Below are 19,490 nucleotides of genomic sequence, written 5' to 3'. Positions count from 1 at the left end.
TGCGTCAGGCGCTGGACGTGCTGTTCAACCACCCGAACGTGGGCCCGTTCGTGTCGCAGCAGCTGATCCGCAAGCTGGTGACGGCGAATCCGAGCCCGGCGTACGTGCAGCGGGTGGCGACGGTGTTCAACAACAACGGCAGCGGCGTTCGAGGCGATCTGTTCGCGGTGACGCGCGCGATCCTGACCGACATCGAAGCGCGCGGCGGCGGGCTGGCGTCGAACCCGTCGACGTTCGGCAAGCTGCGCGAGCCGGTGCTGCGCCTGACCCAGATGTGGCGCGCGTTCGACGCCTCCGGGGCAGGTGGCCGCTTCAACTACGACAACCCGCAGGGCGCGTTCATCCAGGCGCCGCTGCGCGCGCCGAGCGTGTTCAACTTCTTCCGTCCGGACTTTGCCCCGACTGGCGCCATTGCCAATGCCGGGCTGGTTTCGCCGGAATTCCAGGTCACCGACGAAGCCAGCATCTCGACGATGATCAACGAGCTGAACTACCTCGTGGGGCGCTACCGGAGCACGGCGAACCCGCAGCCGAACCCGAGCAACGTCGTGTTCGACTTCCGCAGCTGGGAAACGCTGGCGCAGAACCCGCCGGCGATGGTTGATCAGCTGAACCTGCTGCTGATGTCCGGGCAGATGCCGTCGGCGATGCGGACGGAACTGATCAATTACGCGAACCAGATTCCCTTGTCCGAAGGTGCGGCGGTACGAGTGTCGGAAGTGCTGTACCTGCTGATGACCTCCCCGCAGTACGCCGTGCAGCGCTGAAGAACCGGACGACAAGCCCATGAACATTCTCAAGAAAGCAACGCGTCGCGACGTCCTGCGTCTCGGCGTCCAGACGGCGGCATCGAGCTCGATGCTGGCCACCCTCGGCACCTACCAGCGCGCGATGGCGGCGGTCGACACCCGCGGCTACAAGGCGCTGGTCTGCGTCTTCCTGTACGGCGGCAACGACGGCTTCAACCTCGTCGTGCCGCGGTCGTCCCCGGCGTACAACACCTACGCCGCCAGCCGTCGCAACCTGGCGCTGGCGCAGAACAGCCTGCTGGCCATCAACCCGCTGACCAGCGACGGGAACCAGTACGGCCTGCACCCGAACTGCGCCGGCCTGCAGAACCTGTTCGAAAGCAGCCGCATGGCCATCGTCGCCAACACCGGCACGCTGATCCAGCCGACCACGCCGGCCCAGTTCCGGGCCGCCAACGTGCCGCTGCCGCCGAACCTGTTTTCGCACGCCGACCAGTCCCAGCAGTGGCAGACCAGCATCCCGAACTCGATCCAGCCGCAGGGCTGGGGCGGCCGGATCGCCGACCTGCTGAACGCCCAGGGCTACGGCAACCCGAACCTCGCCACCAACATCAGCCTGAACGGCAGCAACATCTGGCAGGGCGGCAACAACACGATCTTCTACACACTGGGCGAGAACGGCGCGCCGGTGCTGTACGACTACCAGTACCCCGGCTACCGCTCCGGCACCCGCCGCGCCAGCTTCGACCGGCTGCTGCAGCAGGCCACCGCCAGCACGGACGGCAACCTGCATTTCCGGGAGTACACGCGCTCGGTCAACCGCACGATCGCGTCGAGCCAGTACGTCAACAACGCCCTGAACGCGGCACCGGCGCTGACCACCGTGTTTCCATCGAGCGGCATCGGCAACCAGCTGCGGCTGGCCGCGCGGATGATCAGTGCCCGCAGCCAGCTGGGCCTGTCGCGGCAGCTGTTCTTCGTCGGCCTGAACGGCTTCGACCAGCACGACAACCACCTCAGCGCCCACGGCGGGCTGCTGTCGCAGTTGAGTCCGGCGCTGAAGGCGTTCTACGACGCGACGGTGGAAATGGGCATCCAGAACTCGGTGACGGCCTTCACCGCCAGCGACTTCGGCCGCACGCTGAGCTCCAACGGCACCGGCTCGGTGGCCGGCTCCGACCATGGCTGGGGCAACCACCATCTGGTGATCGGCGGCGCGGTGCAGGGTCGCCGGATCTACGGATCGATGCCGGACCTGAGCCTGAATGGCCCGAACGACGCCGGCTCCGGCCGCATCGTGCCGACCATCTCCACCGACCAGTACTCGGCCACGCTCGCCCGCTGGTTTGGTGCCGACGACTCCGATCTCGACCTGCTCTTCCCCAACCTGAGGAACTTCTCGACCCGAAATCTCAGTTTTGTGTGAACGATTTTTGCGTATCAAACTTGTCGGATTGCAATGTGCGCCACCGCATGGTGTAGCGCGACATCGGCGACTCGACGTTTGCCTCGGTGGTTCCGCTGATCGTTGTTGGTAGTTCGCTGTTCGTTGACCGGCCGTGGTTGCGCTGCGAGTGGCTGCGTGACCACGGCCCAATCCCTGACATTAGAAAGATAACCCTTGATGTGATCCAGACGCTGTAACAACTACAGGAGGCAGTACATGCCCCGCGTTTCGCTCAGGCTGCTCATGCTGCAAATCGGTTCCGTCGTTCTGCTGCTCTCGACTCTGTTGTTGTCTCCACAGGCACTCGCCGCCGGCGCACCCACCATCACCAGCTTCACACCCGCGTGGGGACCGTCGGGCACCGTCATCCTCGTCACCGGCACCAACTTCACCAGCAGTTCCGTTGCGCAGATCGGATCGGCCAACGTGCAGTTCACTTACGTTGATCCGACCCAGGCCTACGTCTCGTTTGGTGCCGGCGTCAGCTCCGGTGCCATCCGCATCGCCAATGCCGTGGCGGCCGCTCGCAGCGAAAGGAACTTCGTCGTCACGCCGACTTCGGCGCCGGGAACCTTCGCGCAGCCGGTGATCACCGGTCTGTCGCCGAACAGTGGTGCCGCGGGCAGCGTGGTGACGGTCACCGGCACCGGCTTCAATGACGCCACCCAGGTCTGGCTCGGTTCGAGCCTGTCGGTGGCGCCGACCATCGTCAGCAGCACGCGGATCGATTTCACCGTTCCGCCGGACGCCAGCACCGGCCGCGTCATCGTCGTCAATCTGCAGCGCGCGGCATTGTCGACGGCGAGTTTCACCGTGACCGCCGGCGGCGGCACCACCGGTAGCACGACCGGCGGGACAACCACCGGCACTACCACCGGAGGTTCGACCACGGGTGGCAGCACCGGCGGCAGTACCGGCGGAACCACCGGCGGCACGACCACGGGCGGGTCGACGACGGGCGGCAGCACGACCGGCGGTTCCACCACCGGCGGCACGACGACGGGCGGCACGACGACGGGCGGCACGACCACGGGCGGCACCACGACCGGCGGATCGACGACCGGCGGCACGACCGGCGGTTCCGGCCCGATCGGCGCGACGGAAGCGGCGCGCTTCCTGACGCAGGCGACGTTCGGACCGAAGCTGTCGGAGATCAACAGTCTGGCGACGGCCACCAGCTTCGACCCCTGGCTGACCCAGCAGCGCAACGTCACGCCGACCTTGCAGTTGCCGTATCTGCAACAGCGCGAGGCCAGCGGCGCGCAGATGGTGCAGGCCGAGCGCATCAATGCCTGGCTGCAGGCGACGATCACCGGTCCTGACCAGCTTCGCCAGCGCGTAGCGTTCGCGCTGTCGGAAATGCTGGTGGTCTCGGAAAACTTCGGCGCCCTGAATTTCGACGTCAAGGGTCTCGCGAACTACTACGACATCCTGATCCGGAACGCCTTCGGCAACTACCGCACCCTGCTCGAGGAAGTCACGCTGTCGCCGCAGATGGGTCTCTATCTGTCGATGATCCGCAACCAGAAGCCGGATCCGGCGAACGGCATCCGTTCGGACGAGAACTACGCCCGCGAGATCATGCAGCTGTTCACCGTCGGTCTGAACCGGCTGAATCTCGACGGCACCCCGCAGCGCGATGCCAACGGCAAGGCGATTCCGACGTACAACCAGGCCGAAGTCGAAGGTCTGGCCCGGGTCTTCACCGGTTTCGGCCCCGGTGGCGGCAGCGGCAGCTTCGCGTTCACCGTGCTGGATGCCGATCGTCTGCGGCCGATGTCGGCGTATCAGGAATTCCACGACACGAACGCGAAGACGATCATCGGGAACACGACGATTGCAGCGGGGCAGCAGGCGTTGCCGGAGTTGCGTCAGGCGCTGGACGTGCTGTTCAACCACCCGAACGTGGGCCCGTTCGTGTCGCAGCAGCTGATCCGCAAGCTGGTGACGGCGAATCCGAGCCCGGCGTACGTGCAGCGGGTGGCGACGGTGTTCAACAACAACGGCAGCGGCGTTCGAGGCGATCTGTTCGCGGTGACGCGCGCGATCCTGACCGACATCGAAGCGCGCGGCGGCGGGCTGGCGTCGAACCCGTCGACGTTCGGCAAGCTGCGCGAGCCGGTGCTGCGCCTGACCCAGATGTGGCGCGCGTTCGACGCCTCCGGGGCAGGTGGCCGCTTCAACTACGACAACCCGCAGGGCGCGTTCATCCAGGCGCCGCTGCGCGCGCCGAGCGTGTTCAACTTCTTCCGTCCGGACTTTGCCCCGACTGGCGCCATTGCCAATGCCGGGCTGGTTTCGCCGGAATTCCAGGTCACCGACGAAGCCAGCATCTCGACGATGATCAACGAGCTGAACTACCTCGTGGGGCGCTACCGGAGCACGGCGAACCCGCAGCCGAACCCGAGCAACGTCGTGTTCGACTTCCGCAGCTGGGAAACGCTGGCGCAGAACCCGCCGGCGATGGTTGATCAGCTGAACCTGCTGCTGATGTCCGGGCAGATGCCGTCGGCGATGCGGACGGAACTGATCAATTACGCGAACCAGATTCCCTTGTCCGAAGGTGCGGCGGTACGAGTGTCGGAAGTGCTGTACCTGCTGATGACCTCCCCGCAGTACGCCGTGCAGCGCTGAAGAACCGGACGACAAGCCCATGAACATTCTCAAGAAAGCAACGCGTCGCGACGTCCTGCGTCTCGGCGTCCAGACGGCGGCATCGAGCTCGATGCTGGCCACCCTCGGCACCTACCAGCGCGCGATGGCGGCGGTCGACACCCGCGGCTACAAGGCGCTGGTCTGCGTCTTCCTGTACGGCGGCAACGACGGCTTCAACCTCGTCGTGCCGCGGTCGTCCCCGGCGTACAACACCTACGCCGCCAGCCGTCGCAACCTGGCGCTGGCGCAGAACAGCCTGCTGGCCATCAACCCGCTGACCAGCGACGGGAACCAGTACGGCCTGCACCCGAACTGCGCCGGCCTGCAGAACCTGTTCGAAAGCAGCCGCATGGCCATCGTCGCCAACACCGGCACGCTGATCCAGCCGACCACGCCGGCCCAGTTCCGGGCCGCCAACGTGCCGCTGCCGCCGAACCTGTTTTCGCACGCCGACCAGTCCCAGCAGTGGCAGACCAGCATCCCGAACTCGATCCAGCCGCAGGGCTGGGGCGGCCGGATCGCCGACCTGCTGAACGCCCAGGGCTACGGCAACCCGAACCTCGCCACCAACATCAGCCTGAACGGCAGCAACATCTGGCAGGGCGGCAACAACACGATCTTCTACACACTGGGCGAGAACGGCGCGCCGGTGCTGTACGACTACCAGTACCCCGGCTACCGCTCCGGCACCCGCCGCGCCAGCTTCGACCGGCTGCTGCAGCAGGCCACCGCCAGCACGGACGGCAACCTGCATTTCCGGGAGTACACGCGCTCGGTCAACCGCACGATCGCGTCGAGCCAGTACGTCAACAACGCCCTGAACGCGGCACCGGCGCTGACCACCGTGTTTCCATCGAGCGGCATCGGCAACCAGCTGCGGCTGGCCGCGCGGATGATCAGTGCCCGCAGCCAGCTGGGCCTGTCGCGGCAGCTGTTCTTCGTCGGCCTGAACGGCTTCGACCAGCACGACAACCACCTCAGCGCCCACGGCGGGCTGCTGTCGCAGCTGAGTCCGGCGCTGAAGGCGTTCTACGACGCGACGGTGGAAATGGGCATCCAGAACTCGGTGACGGCCTTCACCGCCAGCGACTTCGGCCGCACGCTGAGCTCCAACGGCACCGGCTCGGTCGCCGGCTCCGATCATGGCTGGGGCAACCACCATCTGGTGATCGGCGGCGCGGTGCAGGGTCGCCGGATCTACGGATCGATGCCGGACCTGAGCCTGAACGGCCCGAACGACGCCGGCTCCGGCCGCATCGTGCCGACCATCTCCACCGACCAGTACTCGGCCACGCTCGCACGCTGGTTTGGTGCCGACGACTCCGATCTCGACCTGCTCTTCCCCAACCTGAGGAACTTCTCGACCCGGAACCTCGCCTTCGTCTGAGGGCAGGCCCGCGTGGCACGAGCCCGGATTGCGCCCGCGATCCGGGCTTTTTCATGGCCGGCGGTTGGCGGGCGCGCACAGCGTCGGCGACACTGCCGGCACGCGGCCGCGCGAGCTGCGACATCCGACGAATTCGAGGAGCGAACACGATGAGCGAACGATTCAGCCCGGCGCAGCGGGCGCTGCAGGAACGCTTCGGCACCACGGCCCTGGCCGACCGCGTGTCGATGATCACGATGCACCCGATGCTGACCGACCCGGAAAAGGCCTTCATCGGCAGCCGCGACCTGTTCTTCCTGTCCACCGTCGATGCCGACGGCCAGCCGACCTGCTCGTACAAGGGCGGCGCCGCCGGCTTCGTGAAGATCGTCGACGACGGCACCATCGCGTTCCCGAGCTACGACGGCAACGGCATGTACCTGTCGATGGGCAACCTGCAGGCTCAAGCCAAGGTCGGCCTGCTGTTCATCGATTTCGAGACGCCGAACCGCCTGCGCCTGCACGGCACCGCGAGCGTCGATCCGAACGATCCCTTGCTCGCCGAATACCCCGGTGCCGATCTGATCGTGCGGGTCGCGATCACCAACCTGTTCGTCAACTGTCCGCGCTACATCCACCGTTACCAGAAGCTCGGCGACTCGGTGTACGTGCCGAAGCCGGGCTGTGCCACGCCGCCGGCGAAGTGGAAGCGCATCGATGCCTTCGGCGATGCCCTGCCGGCGCGCGATGTCGAGGCCATCGCCGCCGCCGGCCCGGCGATCAGCTTCGACGACTACATGGCCGATGTCGCGGCCGGACAGGGCTGATGCCGGCCCTCGCGACGCGACCGCGATGACGCCGCGCCCGATGCACGCGCTGATCGTCGGCTGCGGCGATGTCGGCTGCCGCCTTGCGCGGCTGCTGGCGGCGCGCGGCACGGACGTGACCGGCGTCGTCCGCTCGCCCGCGAGCGCTAAGGCGCTGGACCGGCTCGGCATCCGCGCACGCATCGCCGATCTCGATGCCGACACCATCGCCGATCTGCCGGCGGCCGACTGGCTGTTCCACTTCGCGCCGCCGCCTGAAAAGGGCGAGACCGATCCGCGGCTGGCCCAGGTGCTCGACGCCCTGAGCGCTGTGCCGCAGCGGCTGGTCTATCTGTCGACCTCCGCGGTCTACGGCGACTGCGGCGGCCGCTGGATCGACGAAAGCGAATCATGCAAGCCGAAATCCGCACGCGGCTTCCGGCGTCTGGATGCCGAACGCACGACGCTGGACTGGGCCAGCGCGCACGGCGTGGCCGCGATGATCCTGCGCGTGCCGGGCATCTACGGCCCGGGTCGCCTGCCGATGCAGCGCCTCGCGGCTGGCACGCCGCTGGTGCAGGGCGATCAGTCGCCGTTCACCAACCGCATCCACGCCGACGATCTCGCCGCCGCCGCGCTGCGGGTGGCCGAGGCGGGCACGGCCGGTGCGGCCTACAACGTGTCCGACGGGCAGCCGACGACGATGACCGACTACTTCCTGCGCTGCGCCGCGCTGCTCGGCGTGCCGCCACCGCCGCAGGTGCCGCTGGCGCAGGCGCTGGCGACGATGTCGCCGATGCTGAAGTCGTTCCTCGAAGAATCGAAGCGGCTGTCGAACCGGCGGCTGGTCGAGGAACTCGGCTGGACGCCGCGTCACGCCAGTCTCGACAGCGGCCTGCCGGCGAGCCTCGCTGCCGACGAGGTCGTACAGGCGTTCACGGCCGCGGCATAAAATTCGCGTGGGTCGTCGCAGACCTTTCGCCTTCACCCCGCGTCCCCTCAAGGAAAAAGGAGCAAAGCATGAGTATCGGCAAGGAATTCAAGGACTTCGCGATGCGCGGCAACGTCGTCGATCTGGCCGTCGGCGTCGTCATCGGTGCCGCGTTCGGCACCATCGTCACGTCGCTGGTCGGTGACGTGATCATGCCGGTGATCGGTCAGCTGACCGCCGGCGTCGACTTCTCGAAGGCCGCGATCGTGCTGAAGGAAGCCTCGGAAGACGGCAAGACGCCGGCCGTGCTGCTCGCCTACGGCAAGTTCATTCAGGCCATCATCAACTTCATCATCGTCGCGTTCGCGATCTTCATGGTGGTGAAGGCGATCAACTCGCTGAAGAAGGCCGAGGCCGCCGCGCCGCCACCGCCGCCGCCGGGTCCGAGCAACGAGGAAAAGCTGCTCGCGGAAATCCGGGATCTGCTGAAGCGCAACTAGCTTCAGCGACCCGCCGCAAACGAAAACGCCGGCCCGAATGATCGGGCCGGCGTTTTCAGTTGCAGCGCCGACAGCGGTCGACGATCAGGCCGCCATCGCCATTGCCACCGGTGCCGGGGTCGACACGGTCGCCATGCGCTGCGACACCTTGCCGCTCTTGCCCGATGGCAGCGACAGCTTGGCGATGCGCTTCCAGGTGCTCAAGGTCTGCTGCGCGAACGAGCCGGTCTTGTACGGCAGGCCGTGCTTCTCGCAGATCGCGCGGACTTCCGGCGCGATCTCGGCATAGCGGTGCGCCGGGATGTCCGGGAACAGGTGGTGCTCGATCTGGAAGCTCAGGTTGCCGCTCATGATGTGCATCAGGCGGCCGCCGCTGAAGTTCGCGGAACCGAGCAGCTGGCGCACGTACCACTGGCCACGGGTCTCGTTCTCGATCACCGACTCCGGGAACTGCTCGACATCTTCCGGGAAGTGGCCGTTGAAGATCACCGCACAGGCCCAGACGTTGCGCGCGAGGTTGGCCAGCAGGTTGCCGGTGAACACCATCGGCGCCAGCGGGCCGGCGAGCGCCGGGAACAGCAGGTAATCCTTCGCCAGCTGCTTGCGCATCTTCTTCCAGACCGGCTTGAACTCTTCCTTCAGCTGCGCCGTGGTCTTGGTGCGGTAGACGGTCACGTCTTCGAGCTTCAGGTTCTGCACCGCCACGAAGTGCTGGAAGAACGTGTGCAGCAGGAGGGTCAGCGGGATGTTGGCCAGAAAGCGCGGCTCCCACTTCTGGTCCTCGGACATGCGCAGCAGGCCGTAGCCGATGTCATGGTCCTTGTTCAGCACGTTGGTGTACGTGTGGTGCTCGTAGTTGTGGGTGATCTTCCAGTTCTTCGAGGTATCGGCACTGTCCCACTCGAAGTTCTTCGAGTGCAGCGCCGGATCGTTCATCCAGTCGTACTGGCCGTGCATGACGTTGTGGCCGATCTCCATGTTGTCGAGGATCTTCGACACGGACAGCGCAGCCACGCCCGCGGCCCAGACCGGCGGGATCATCATCATCGCGCGGCCGGCCACTTCGAACTGGCGCTGGCGCTTCACGAGCGTGCGGATGTAGGTGGCATCCCGCTCGCCAAGGTCGGCGCGGACGCGGTTGCGGATGGCATCGAGGTCGCTGCCGATCGCGGCGAACTGGGCTGGGGTCAGGGTGCTGAACGTGTTCTTCTGAATGGCGGTCATGGCTTGAGCCTCTGAGGTCATTGCGGCGGGTGCGACGTGTTTGGAACGTCCGGACAACGGGCCCGGACGGAAAAGTCGGTGGCTTACAGGTCCAGCGTCACGCTGCCGACCGGCACGCTGACGCAGATCTGGATTTCGGCCTCGCCGGCATCGCTGATCTCGCCGGTGCGGGTATCGCGCACGCGGCCGGCCTTCTTGACGCAGGTGCAGGCGTGGCAGATGCCCATGCGGCAGCCGGATTCCGGCTTCAGGCCCGCGCTTTCCGCCTGATCGAGCAGGGTGGCGCCGGTGTTCTTCGCATAGCGCTCGCTTCGGGCGAACTGCACGTCGCCATCGGCGTTGGCGCTGTCGACGACGACCGGCGCGGCCGAGAAGTGCTCGACATGCAGGCGCGCGCTCAGGCCTTCGTCGGCCCACAGCGCCTGCACCGCCTTCATCATGCCCGGCGGGCCGCAGAGGAAGGCTTCGGCCTCGCCGAAATCCGGCACGGCGTTCAGGTGGGCACGGCAGAACAGGCCTTCGAGTTCGCCGCCCTGCTGCGCTTCGGCATAGCCGCGCAGCACGGTGACGTTCGGATGCCGCGCGGCGATCTCGGCCAGTTCGGCGGCATAGATCTGGTCCTTCGCGGCGTTCGAGTAATGCAGGAACGTGATCGCGCCGCGGTACTGCTCGTCGATCAAGGTGCGCAGCATCGACATCACCGGCGTGATGCCGCTGCCACCACTGATCAGCAGCACGCGCGCCGGGCGCACATCCGGCAGCGCGAAGCGGCCTTCGGCCTGCGACAGGCCCACGGTCATGCCGGCGCGCAGGCCCTGCTTCAGATGCTTCGACACGAAGCCGCCAGCGTGGGTCTTGGCGGTCAGCTCGATCAGGCCGTCGGTGGCGTGCACCGAGTTGGCCGGCGAGTAGCAGCGAATGCGGCGCACGCCGTCGATCTCGACCGTCAGGCGCACGTACTGGCCGGCGCGGAAGCCCTGCCAGTTGCCGTTCGGGCGCAGGCTCAAGGTCACGCTGTCGGCGGTCTGATGACGCACGGCGACCACTTCGGCACGGACTTCGCTGAGCGAGAACGTCGGTGCGAAATGCTCGACATAGCGGTCGACGCCGTGCGGGTAGGCGAGGGTCGATGCCAGCCGCGAACGCAGCGCGCGGTGCAGGCTGTTGCGAAGCGAAAACGGACGCGGGGCGGTGGCAGACATGACGGGGCTCCTCGATGTGTGCACACATGTTCACTCAAACGAATTCGTAAGTCAACACTTGTGCACTAAAAATCCGTCGATGTTCACCGCGCTGCGCTACACGTCTGTTTGATCAGGGATTTCGCTGTTACCATCGCGCGTCGAAAATCAGGAACCATCATGAGTCTGCGCAGTCGCCAACCGTCCGAACCGGCCTCGCCGGAACCCGAGGAAAGCGCGCTGCCGCTCCGGGGCCAGCGCAAGCAACGGACGCGGGACGCGCTGATCGACGCGGCGCTGCAACTGATGAACGAAGGCCGCAGTTTCAACAGCCTCGGCCTGCGCGAGATCACCCGCGTCGCCGGCGTGGTGCCGACCTCGTTCTACCGCCACTTCCGCGACACCAACGAGCTGGGGCTGGTGCTGGTCGAGGAAAGCGGCCTGACCTTGCGCCGGATGCTGCGCGAGGCGCGCCGGGCCGGCGCGCCGGTGAAGGACATGATTCGGCGCTCGGTGCAGGTCTACAAGGCGTTCGTGCTGACCAATCGCCTGCACTTCCTGTTCGTCGCCGGCGAGCGCAGCGGCGGTTCGCCGGTGATTCGCGGTGCGATCCGCAACGAGGTCGAGCAGTTCATCGCCGAAATGACGCAGGACCTGCGGCACCTGCAGATCTTCCCGAACCTGTCGCCGGAATCGCTGCAGATGATCTGCGGCCTCGTGGTCAACACCATGCTGAACGCCGCGACCGACATCCTCGACCTGCCGCCGGGCGATGCCGAGCTGGCCCGGGCGCAGGAAGACAACTTCGTCAAGCAGCTGCGGGTGATCTTCTTCGGCGCCCAGCTCTGGCGCGAGGACGCGGAGAAGGGCGAGCCGTGATCGCGGTCGCCGGCCGACGGCGCCGGTCCGGTGTCGCGGCCGTCGCGGGACTGGCGCTGCTTGCGGGCTGCGACAGTTGGCTGTCGTCGCGCCACGCCGCCACGTTCAAGCTCGGCGAGGACCTCAGTCTGAAGCTGTCGATCACGCGCAACGCGGACGACCCGCCGCGGTTCACGCGCGCCGCGTGGCTGGCGCGCGCCGGCACCGGCCGCACCCCGCAGGTGCTGTCGGTCGACGCCGCCGAACACGCGACAACCTCGCTGTACCGCTGCGATCGCGACACCTTGATGCTGGTCAGCGATCACGATCGCTGGTCGGTCGATACCCGTTCCGGCGCGATCACGAACGGTGCCTGCGCCGAGCCGGCGCCGCTCTATCTCGGCGCCTACGACTGGGACAGCGGCCAGGTCTGGCGCTATTTCCACGCCCGCGACCGACTCGACCGCTTTGCGCCGAAGGATCCGTTGGACGGCGAATGAGCGGCCCGGCCCGGCGGCACGCACGGTTCGATGCGCAGCCTGAACCCCATGCCTGACTTCAGCGCCCGGAGCGTCGCTGGCACCATCGCCGGCGTACGGCAGCGACGTTCCACGACCCCGGCATGAGCATCCGGCACACGCTGCTGCGGCGGCTGCGCGATCCGCGCAACCAGCAGATCGACAAGGGCTGGGCCGGCCGCAGCCTCGAAGCCTCGATCGTCCGGGGGCTCGCGCTGGGCATGATCGCGTTGCAGCTGGTGACGGCGGTCATTGCGCTGGCCTCGCTCGGCCTCGCGGCACCGGCGCTCGCGCTGGTCGCCGGGCATCTCGCGATCATCGCCTGCGCGGTGGCGGTGCTGCGCGTCGGGCGCGGGCAGTTGCCGCTGATCGCCGGCGCGTGGGCGATGTTCGTCGCCGACTGGGCACAGTCGCCGACGCCGGAAAGCCCGCTGCTGTTCGCAGCCTGCTGGATGTGCAACCTCACCAGCACCCTGCCGGTGATGCTGCTCAATGGCCGGAGCGCGTGGCGCACGCCGCTGGCGGCGACCGTGCTGCTGCCGGCCGCGATGGTGCTGGTGCGCCCGGAGTGGGCCGGTCTGGCGCTGGTGCCCGGCGTGGCGGTGACCCTGCTGGCGATCACCGTGGCCACCCGCATCGGCGTGTCCTACGTCGTCGACTACACCGACGCCGCCGATGCCGAGGCGCGCGCGCTGGAGGCCCGGACCGCAGCGCTGACGACCCGCAAGGCGGCAACCCATCAGTCGGCGGAAGATGCCCGCGTGCTGCACGACACCGCGATCAACACGCTCGGCGCCATCGCCAGCGGCGGAGCGGCGATCGACGATGTCGACGCGGTGCGGCAGCGCTGTCTCGCCGACATCGCCGCGATCGAGGCGTTGCGCAGCGCGCGCGGGGACGATCTCGCCGCCCGTCCCGGCCTGCGCGACGCGATCCGCCCGGTCGGCATCCGCGTGCGCCATGTCGGGCTGAGCGGAGCGGCGCTGGCGGACGTCGAAGCGCGGCTGCCGACGCCGGTGCTGCAGGCGCTCAGTCGGGCGGCCGGCGAAGCGGTGCAGAACGCGGCCAAGCATTCGGGTGCGGAAGACGTCGAAGTCGCGGTCACCCGCACCGCCACCGGGCTGCGAATGGCGATTCGCGATCACGGCGTCGGCATGCCGCCTGACCGCGGCGGCGGCAGCGGTGTCGCCCGCTCGATCCTGCAGCGCACCGGCGAAGCCGGCATCGCCGCCGCCATCGACAGCGCGCCGGGCCGCGGCACCGCGATCACGCTGACCTACGACTTCGAACCGCCGCCCGCCGCGCAGGACGCCGATGGCCATCGGGCCTGCACGCTCGAGGAACTGCTGCACCAGCTTCGAACCCGCGTCGTGTTCGCGCTGTCGGCGGGGCTGGTCGCGGTCGGAGTCGCGCTGGCGGCGCTGAATCATCCCGGCGAAGCCACGCCGGAATGGTTGATGGCGCTGGTCGCGGCGATCGCCTGCGGGCTGGCCTGGCGCGAGCGCGAACAGGCGCGGCTGTCCGCCCCCACGGTGTTCGCGTTGATCATCGCCGGGCCGCTGGCCTTCGTGCTGTCGGCCTGGGCGGTCGGCTTCGGCCGGACCCTGCCGTTCCTGTGGCAGGCCGTCGGTCCGACCGGCCCGCTGCTGGTGCTGCTGATTGCACCGCTGCCGCGCGCGATCCGGGCGCTGGACTTCGCCGTCTATGCACTGACGGCGGCAGCGCTGACCGCCGCCATGGCGCCCCTCGATCCACAGGCCGCGATCGTGATCGCGGTGGCCGGGCTGGTCGGCCTTGGCCTGCCGTCGGGCGTCGCGGGTTTCATCCGCGGGCTGACCGACGTCGCCACGCGCGCCCATCAGGCGCAGCAGCAGACGTTCGCCGTCGGCCTGCAGATGATCGCCATCGACGCCGCGGCCGAATCGCGGCAGCGCTGGCGCGATGCCGGATTGGAGCAGTCGGTCGACCTGCTGCGCGCGATCGGGCTCGGCGCGGTCGACCCGCTGGATCCGGCGGTTCGCCAGCGCTGTGCCGAGGAAGAAGCCTTCCTGCGCCAGCTGTCGCTGCTCGACCCGGAACTGATCCAGATGGGAAGCTGGTTCGCGCGGGCGCTGAATCGTGCCCGGCAGTGCGGCATCGGGCTGACGGTGCGCGCCGGCGCGGCCGACACGACGGCCGACGACGCGGATCAGTTCGGCGAAACGTTGCTGCGCGTCGTCGGGGCACTGCCATCGGGCACCGCGCTGACGACATCGCTGTTCCCGACCGCCCGCGGTTCGACGATGACGCTGGTCGCGCCGACACCGCAGCTGGTGCGCTTGCAGGCCCTGATCCGGCATCCCGTCCGCCTGATCACCGCGCGCACGCTGGGCCAGCAGGATTGGGTCGAAATCGCGGCTCCCGGAGGAAGCACATGAAGGAACACGACGCAGCGTTCGGCGAACCGCCGCGCCCGTATCGGGCCAACGTCGCGGTGGTCGAGGACCACCTGCTGCAGCGCAAGCGCAGCGAGGAGCTGGTGGCCGCGCAGCCCGGCCTGCGCGTGGTCTGGTCCGGCGAGACGCTGCCGGCGTTCATGGCCTGGCTCGATGGCGCCGCCGCCGCCGACCGTCCGCAACTGCTGATGCTGGATCTGATGGTCGAACGCGGCCCGAGTGCGGCACCCGAGCAGATCGAAGCAGTGATCCGTGCCGGCATCCAGGTGCTGGTGATCTCGGCGCTGGCGTCGCCGGCCCTGATCCGCGGCGCCATTCGCGCCGGCGTCGGCGGCGTGGTCGGCAAGCGCGATTCGGAGGCCGATCTCGTGGCCGCGATCTGGACCGTGCTCGGTCGCGGTCACTGGACGACGCCGGATCTGGCCAATGTCATCGCCAGCGATGCGGCGCGCCCGGCATTCAGCGAGCAGGAAGAGCGCGTGCTGGTGCTGTACGCCTCCGGGCTGACGCTGGACAGCGTCGCCGAAGCCCTGGCTATCAAGCCGGACACGGCCAAGAAATATCTGAACCGGGTCAAGGTGAAGTACGCCGCCGCCGGTCGCCCGGCCAGCACCAAGCTCGAACTCAACGAAGCCGCCCGTCAGGACGGGCTGCTCGACGACTGATCGTCGTCTCGACTTGCGAGCACGCTAGATCGCGGCTGTCCGGATGCTGTCGAAGGTCTCGCGGTCGGCGTAGGTGTTGGCAAGGTCGAGCACGGCGCGGGTGAACACCAGCGTGTTGATCACGGCATCGGTGCTCGGCACGCGACCCAGCCAGTTGCGATAGCTGGGCTCGGTGCCGCAGGAGCTTGCGGTCAACTCCAGCCCCGCGAAATTGCCGATGCGCCCGCTGCGGCGGGCCAGTTCGGATTCGATCGCGGCGATGAACAGCGCGACGATCAGCCGCTCGGCTTCGCGGTCGATCGGGCAGCGGAAGCGGATCGTGAAGCGGCCCTCCGACGCGGTGGTGTCAAAGCCGAATTCGACCAGTGGCAGGCGTGCGCGCGGGAGGTCGGCAATGAACTGCAGCGTGTCGCCGATCGTCGGCGCCGTCAGCAGCCCGAGCGAGGCGGCGCCGTACGCGGTCACCGGCATCTGCGTGCCGATCAGGAAGCCGCACTCGACCGCGTTCGGCCGATGTCCGAGCGTCGAGAACAGCGCCGCCAGCCGATGGTCCTGATCGCTGCGGGCGACCGTCGCCGTGGGCGCGAAGATGCGGTCGATCTGCGCATGCAGATCGTCGCCGCCGAAATGCCGCTGGCAGAGGCGACGGAACTTGAGCCAGAACAGTGATGGAATCGGCATGCCGGAGGGCGGGGCGCACGGGCGACGAGCAATTTCGTCCGGAACCGATTCGGAACGACGGGGAGGGTGGCAACGGGCCTCTGCACGGTGATCGACCATCGCGATCACACGCCGTGGCGACCGCCGCGTCGGTCCATGGCGCGGATGCCCCCGCGAGCGGTGCGCGGGTCACTAAAAGCCGTCCCGAATCACGGATTCGGGACGGAAAAACACTCAGCCGCCCGAACGTTACCGATTGCCGCCGACGATGGATGCTCCCCGTCCGGACGCGCATCGGGCGTCGGCTGACCTGTTTTTGGGGGTCATCGCTGCATTCGCCTGCCGCGGGGCGCGAGCGCCGAGCGCGTTGTCGGTGCGGCCGGCGCGAAATCGGGTGGAAGCGTCGCCGCTAGCCGAAGCGCAGCTTGAAGCCGGCGGCCACCAGATGATCGGCTTCCTGTTCGAGGTCTTCGCGCGTCAGCGGATGCTTGTCGAGCCAGCCGCTGCGCAGTTCCAGGCGCACCTGCTTGCCGGCGGCGCTCAGTTCGAACGGAATGCGCAGGCCCGGCGCGCGCGAGCGATGCAGCACGATCGCCAGCCGGAACAGCACGGCGAGGCGACGGATCGGGGTCTGCCACGACAGCGGCAGGTCATCCAGCGCACCCTGCGCGAACTTGCCGCGCTGCAGCCGCACGAGGGCCGCAACGAGGCGCTGATCGGTCTGCGAAAAGCCGAACAGCTCGGCGTGGCGCAGCATGTATTCGCCGTGACGATGGCTGCCCTCGTGCGCGATCACCAGCCCGATCTCGTGCAGCAGCGCGGCCCAGCGCAGCAGGCGTGTCGCCGCTTCGCGATCGAGCTGCCAGCCTGCGTGCACCTGCTCGAGCAGCTTCAGCGCCGTGCGTTCGACATCGCGTGCCTGCTCGCGGTCGACGCCGTAGCGCGTCGCCATCGCCTCGACCGACCGGCTGCGCACGTCGTTGTCCGACAGTCGGCCGAGCAGGTCGTAGATCAGGCCTTCGCGCAGTGCGTGCTCGGAGGTTTCCATCGCTTCGATGCCGAGGCTGTCGAAGACGCCCGCGAGCACGGCGAGCCCGCCGGCGAACACCGGCCGGCGGTCGTCGCGCAGACCGGGGAAGTCGAACTTCGCGGCATTGCCGGCGCGGATCGCGAGTTCCACGGTCTGGTTGACGGCGCTGCGGGTGATCGCCTCGTCGGCCCAGCCCTGACCGCGGGCCACGCGCCAGACGCCGCGCACGGTGCCGCTGGCGCCGATCGCGACATCCCAGCCGGCGGCGCGGTACTGGCGCTCGACGAATTCCAGTTCCACCCGCGCCGCGAGCCGCGCTTCCTGCATCCGCGCGCGGGTGACGACGCCATCGGCGAAGAAGCGCTGGGTATGGGTGACGCAGCCGAGCGCCGTGCTTTCCATCAGCTTCGGCATGGCGCCGTGGCCGATGATCAGCTCGGTGGAGCCGCCGCCGATGTCGACGACCAGCCTGCGCGGCTTCGGCTTGCCGAGACCGTGGGTGACGCCGCTGTAGACCAGGCGCGCTTCCTCGACACCGGAGATCACTTCGATCTCGTGGCCCAGCGCCTTTTCGGCCGCCTGCATGAATTTGCCGCCGTCGGCCAGCCGACGCATGGTGTTGGTGCCGACCACGCGCACGCGGTCCGCCGGAATGCCGCGCAGGCGCTGGCCGAAGCGCTTCAGGCACGCCAGCGCGCGGGTTTCGGCGTCGAGGCTCAGCATCAGCCGGGCGTCGAGTCCGGCCGCGAGGCGCACGGCATCGCGCAGGCGATCGACCACCTGCAGCTGCCCGCCGCTGTCGCGCGCCACCAGCATGTGGAACGAGTTCGAGCCGAGGTCGACCGCAGCCACTTCGCCGGCTTGGGTCGCCGGCTTGGCGGTGCGTCGGCTGGCGGATGCCGACTTCGCGGCAGGTGAGCGCGGCACGGGGCTAGAACTGGGTCACGACGGCTGCGAGCAGCAGCACGGAGATCAGCAGCAGGGTCAGATAGGACAATGCCGCGCCGACGCGGCGCAGCGGGTGCAGCAGCGACAGGCTCAGGCCCACGGCGAAGCTGAGCCGGCCGAGCAGGAACAGCGCGACGACCGTGATCAGCGCCCAGTTGGCGCCGGCATACAGCTCGTAGCACAGCGACAGGATCAGGAAGATCGGAACGAATTCGACCGTGTTGCCGTGCACGCGGATCGCGCGCATCAGCGCCGGCTCGCCACCGTCGCCGAGCGCAACCCGGTGCTGCAGGCGCAGCTTGGTGATGCGGACGCCGAGGGTCAGGATCAGCAGGCCGCACAGGGCAGCGCAGGCGGCGGTCACGGGTATTTGCATGGCGAGGCCGGCGAGGCGCGAAAGGGGGGGCGGAACTGCCGGAACTATAGCTGAACCACTGCCGGAATCCGGTGGTTCGAGGCCCGCCGCAGGCCTGCCGATAGACGCTGCTTGATTGACGCAAGCCCCGGATTCGCGGAGCATATCGGGGTTGTGCGACAGCCTTCGCGCACCGCCAAGATCCCAGGAGATTCCCAGATGACTTTCGCGCGATGGGGCCTCGTTGCCCTCACCGCCGCCCTGACTTGCACCACGGCGAACGCCGCGGGCAATGCCGCCGCCGGCAAGGTCAAGGCTTACACCTGCTACGGCTGCCACGGCATCCCGAACTACACGAATGCCTATCCGACCTACCACGTGCCGAAGCTCGGCGGTCAACACCCGGAATACATCGTCGCGGCACTGCAGGCGTACAAGTCCGGCGACCGTCCGCATTCGACGATGCACGCCCAGGCCGCCAGCATGAGCGACCAGGACATGGCCGACATCGCCGCCTACCTGTCCACGGCCCCGGAAAAGAAGTGAGCCCGATGATGAAGACGCTTTCCTCGTTCGTCGTGGCCGCCGCATTCGCTGCCACGCTGTCCCCGGCGATCGCCGAAGAAGCCGCCGCCGACCACGGCAAGGCCGCCGCCGCTGTCGCCCCGGGCGGCAAGCCGGAAAAGGTGGCCGTCTGTGCCGCCTGCCACGGCGAAGTCGGTGTCAGCACGGCACCGCTGTTCCCGAACCTGGCCGGCCAGCACCGCAGCTACATCGAAGTGGCGCTGCACGCGTACAAGAGTGGCGCGCGCAAGAACGCCGTGATGGCGGGTCAGGCCGTCGGTCTCAGCGATGCCGACATCAAGGCGCTGGCCGTGTGGTACTCGAGCCAGAAGCCAGTGCTGTACACCGTGTCGCCGGAAGGTGGCGCCAAGGCGACCGCGGCGAAGTAAGCCGCCGTCGTTCAGAACCGGCCCCTCGCGCAAGCGGCGGGCCGGCTTTTTTATGGGTCGCTCGCCGGCGATTGCGCGCGGCAGACACAAAAAAACCCCGCTGCAGCGGGGTTCTTTGCATCAGGCCCTGCGCTTGTTCGTCGAGGAACGAGCGCGGGTCGATGAATGCGGGCGTCATGGCGAACCGGAAGGGCGCTCCGCACCGGATG

The 19,490-nt window shown here is 68.1% G+C and carries 18 protein-coding genes; 13 read left to right on the top strand and 5 right to left on the bottom strand.

Annotated features, from left to right (window positions below; genetic code table 11):
• The 7 genes from QZ951_RS13360 to mscL all read left to right on the top strand — a co-directional run.
• A partial coding sequence (locus QZ951_RS13360) for a DUF1800 family protein (RefSeq protein WP_293001263.1) occupies positions 1-767 on the top strand: 767 nt, incomplete at its 5' end.
• A 19-nt stretch (positions 768-786) separates the two neighbouring features.
• Positions 787-2,175, top strand: a complete 1,389-nt coding sequence (locus QZ951_RS13355; RefSeq protein WP_293001260.1) for a DUF1501 domain-containing protein — start codon at positions 787-789, stop codon at positions 2,173-2,175.
• A 309-nt stretch (positions 2,176-2,484) separates the two neighbouring features.
• Entirely contained in the window at positions 2,485-4,830 is a 2,346-nt protein-coding gene (locus tag QZ951_RS13350) for a DUF1800 family protein (protein WP_293001257.1), read from the top strand.
• Positions 4,831-4,849: 19 nt separating this feature from the next.
• Complete coding sequence (locus QZ951_RS13345) at positions 4,850-6,238, top strand: DUF1501 domain-containing protein (RefSeq protein ID WP_293001255.1); 1,389 nt, start codon at positions 4,850-4,852, stop codon at positions 6,236-6,238.
• A 149-nt stretch (positions 6,239-6,387) separates the two neighbouring features.
• Positions 6,388-7,044, top strand: a complete 657-nt coding sequence (locus tag QZ951_RS13340; protein ID WP_293001253.1) for a pyridoxamine 5'-phosphate oxidase family protein — start codon at positions 6,388-6,390, stop codon at positions 7,042-7,044.
• 25 nt (positions 7,045-7,069) lie between these two features.
• Positions 7,070-7,975: an SDR family oxidoreductase gene (locus QZ951_RS13335; protein WP_293001251.1), complete on the top strand. Its 906-nt coding sequence runs from the start codon at positions 7,070-7,072 to the stop codon at positions 7,973-7,975.
• Positions 7,976-8,043: 68 nt separating this feature from the next.
• Positions 8,044-8,454 (top strand): large-conductance mechanosensitive channel protein MscL, encoded by a 411-nt coding sequence (mscL, locus tag QZ951_RS13330; RefSeq protein WP_293001249.1) that lies wholly within the window; start codon positions 8,044-8,046, stop codon positions 8,452-8,454.
• Positions 8,455-8,538: 84 nt separating this feature from the next.
• Here the strand turns inward: mscL and QZ951_RS13325 are convergent, their stop codons facing one another.
• On the bottom strand, positions 8,539-9,678 hold the full coding sequence (locus QZ951_RS13325; RefSeq protein ID WP_293001247.1) for an acyl-CoA desaturase: 1,140 nt from the start codon (positions 9,676-9,678) through the stop codon (positions 8,539-8,541).
• Positions 9,679-9,761: 83 nt separating this feature from the next.
• On the bottom strand, positions 9,762-10,880 hold the full coding sequence (locus QZ951_RS13320) for a ferredoxin reductase (RefSeq protein ID WP_293001244.1): 1,119 nt from the start codon (positions 10,878-10,880) through the stop codon (positions 9,762-9,764).
• A 159-nt stretch (positions 10,881-11,039) separates the two neighbouring features.
• Between QZ951_RS13320 and fabR the strand changes: the two genes are divergently transcribed.
• The 4 genes from fabR to QZ951_RS13300 all read left to right on the top strand — a co-directional run bounded on the left by fabR (position 11,040) and on the right by QZ951_RS13300 (position 15,335).
• A complete protein-coding gene (gene fabR, locus QZ951_RS13315) occupies positions 11,040-11,738 on the top strand; it encodes an HTH-type transcriptional repressor FabR (protein ID WP_293001242.1) in 699 nt (232 codons plus the stop codon).
• Complete coding sequence (locus QZ951_RS13310) at positions 11,735-12,217, top strand: hypothetical protein (protein WP_293001240.1); 483 nt, start codon at positions 11,735-11,737, stop codon at positions 12,215-12,217. Before fabR ends, QZ951_RS13310 begins: the two co-directional genes overlap by 4 nt.
• Before the next feature lie 122 nt (positions 12,218-12,339).
• Positions 12,340-14,652 (top strand): ATP-binding protein, encoded by a 2,313-nt coding sequence (locus QZ951_RS13305; RefSeq protein WP_293001238.1) that lies wholly within the window; start codon positions 12,340-12,342, stop codon positions 14,650-14,652.
• Positions 14,649-15,335 carry a hypothetical protein gene (locus QZ951_RS13300; protein WP_293001236.1) on the top strand — a complete coding sequence of 229 codons (687 nt, stop codon included), beginning with the start codon at positions 14,649-14,651 and terminating at the stop codon, positions 15,333-15,335. The genes QZ951_RS13305 and QZ951_RS13300 overlap by 4 nt, the downstream gene beginning before the upstream one ends.
• A 24-nt stretch (positions 15,336-15,359) precedes the next feature.
• On the opposite strand, the gene QZ951_RS13295 is transcribed toward QZ951_RS13300, so the two are convergent.
• The 3 genes from QZ951_RS13295 to QZ951_RS13285 all read right to left on the bottom strand — a co-directional run bounded on the left by QZ951_RS13295 (position 15,360) and on the right by QZ951_RS13285 (position 18,349).
• Positions 15,360-16,016 carry an AraC family transcriptional regulator ligand-binding domain-containing protein gene (locus QZ951_RS13295; RefSeq protein WP_293001234.1) on the bottom strand — a complete coding sequence of 219 codons (657 nt, stop codon included), beginning with the start codon at positions 16,014-16,016 and terminating at the stop codon, positions 15,360-15,362.
• Positions 16,017-16,404: 388 nt separating this feature from the next.
• The gene (locus QZ951_RS13290) at positions 16,405-17,952 is read right to left on the bottom strand and encodes a Ppx/GppA phosphatase family protein (RefSeq protein ID WP_293001232.1); all 1,548 of its coding nucleotides are present in this window, start codon (positions 17,950-17,952) and stop codon (positions 16,405-16,407) included.
• Positions 17,953-17,956: 4 nt separating this feature from the next.
• On the bottom strand, positions 17,957-18,349 hold the full coding sequence (locus QZ951_RS13285; protein ID WP_293001230.1) for an MAPEG family protein: 393 nt from the start codon (positions 18,347-18,349) through the stop codon (positions 17,957-17,959).
• A gap of 198 nt (positions 18,350-18,547) precedes the next feature.
• Between QZ951_RS13285 and QZ951_RS13280 the strand changes: the two genes are divergently transcribed.
• Positions 18,548-18,874: a c-type cytochrome gene (locus QZ951_RS13280; RefSeq protein WP_293001228.1), complete on the top strand. Its 327-nt coding sequence runs from the start codon at positions 18,548-18,550 to the stop codon at positions 18,872-18,874.
• 8 nt (positions 18,875-18,882) lie between these two features.
• The gene (locus tag QZ951_RS13275; protein ID WP_293001226.1) at positions 18,883-19,281 is read left to right on the top strand and encodes a cytochrome c; all 399 of its coding nucleotides are present in this window, start codon (positions 18,883-18,885) and stop codon (positions 19,279-19,281) included.
• Positions 19,282-19,490 lie beyond the last annotated feature (209 nt).

This window comes from Nevskia sp., from assembly GCF_021732705.1.
Lineage (GTDB): Bacteria > Pseudomonadota > Gammaproteobacteria > Nevskiales > Nevskiaceae > Nevskia.
This window is presented reverse-complemented; position numbering and strand designations above follow the sequence as displayed.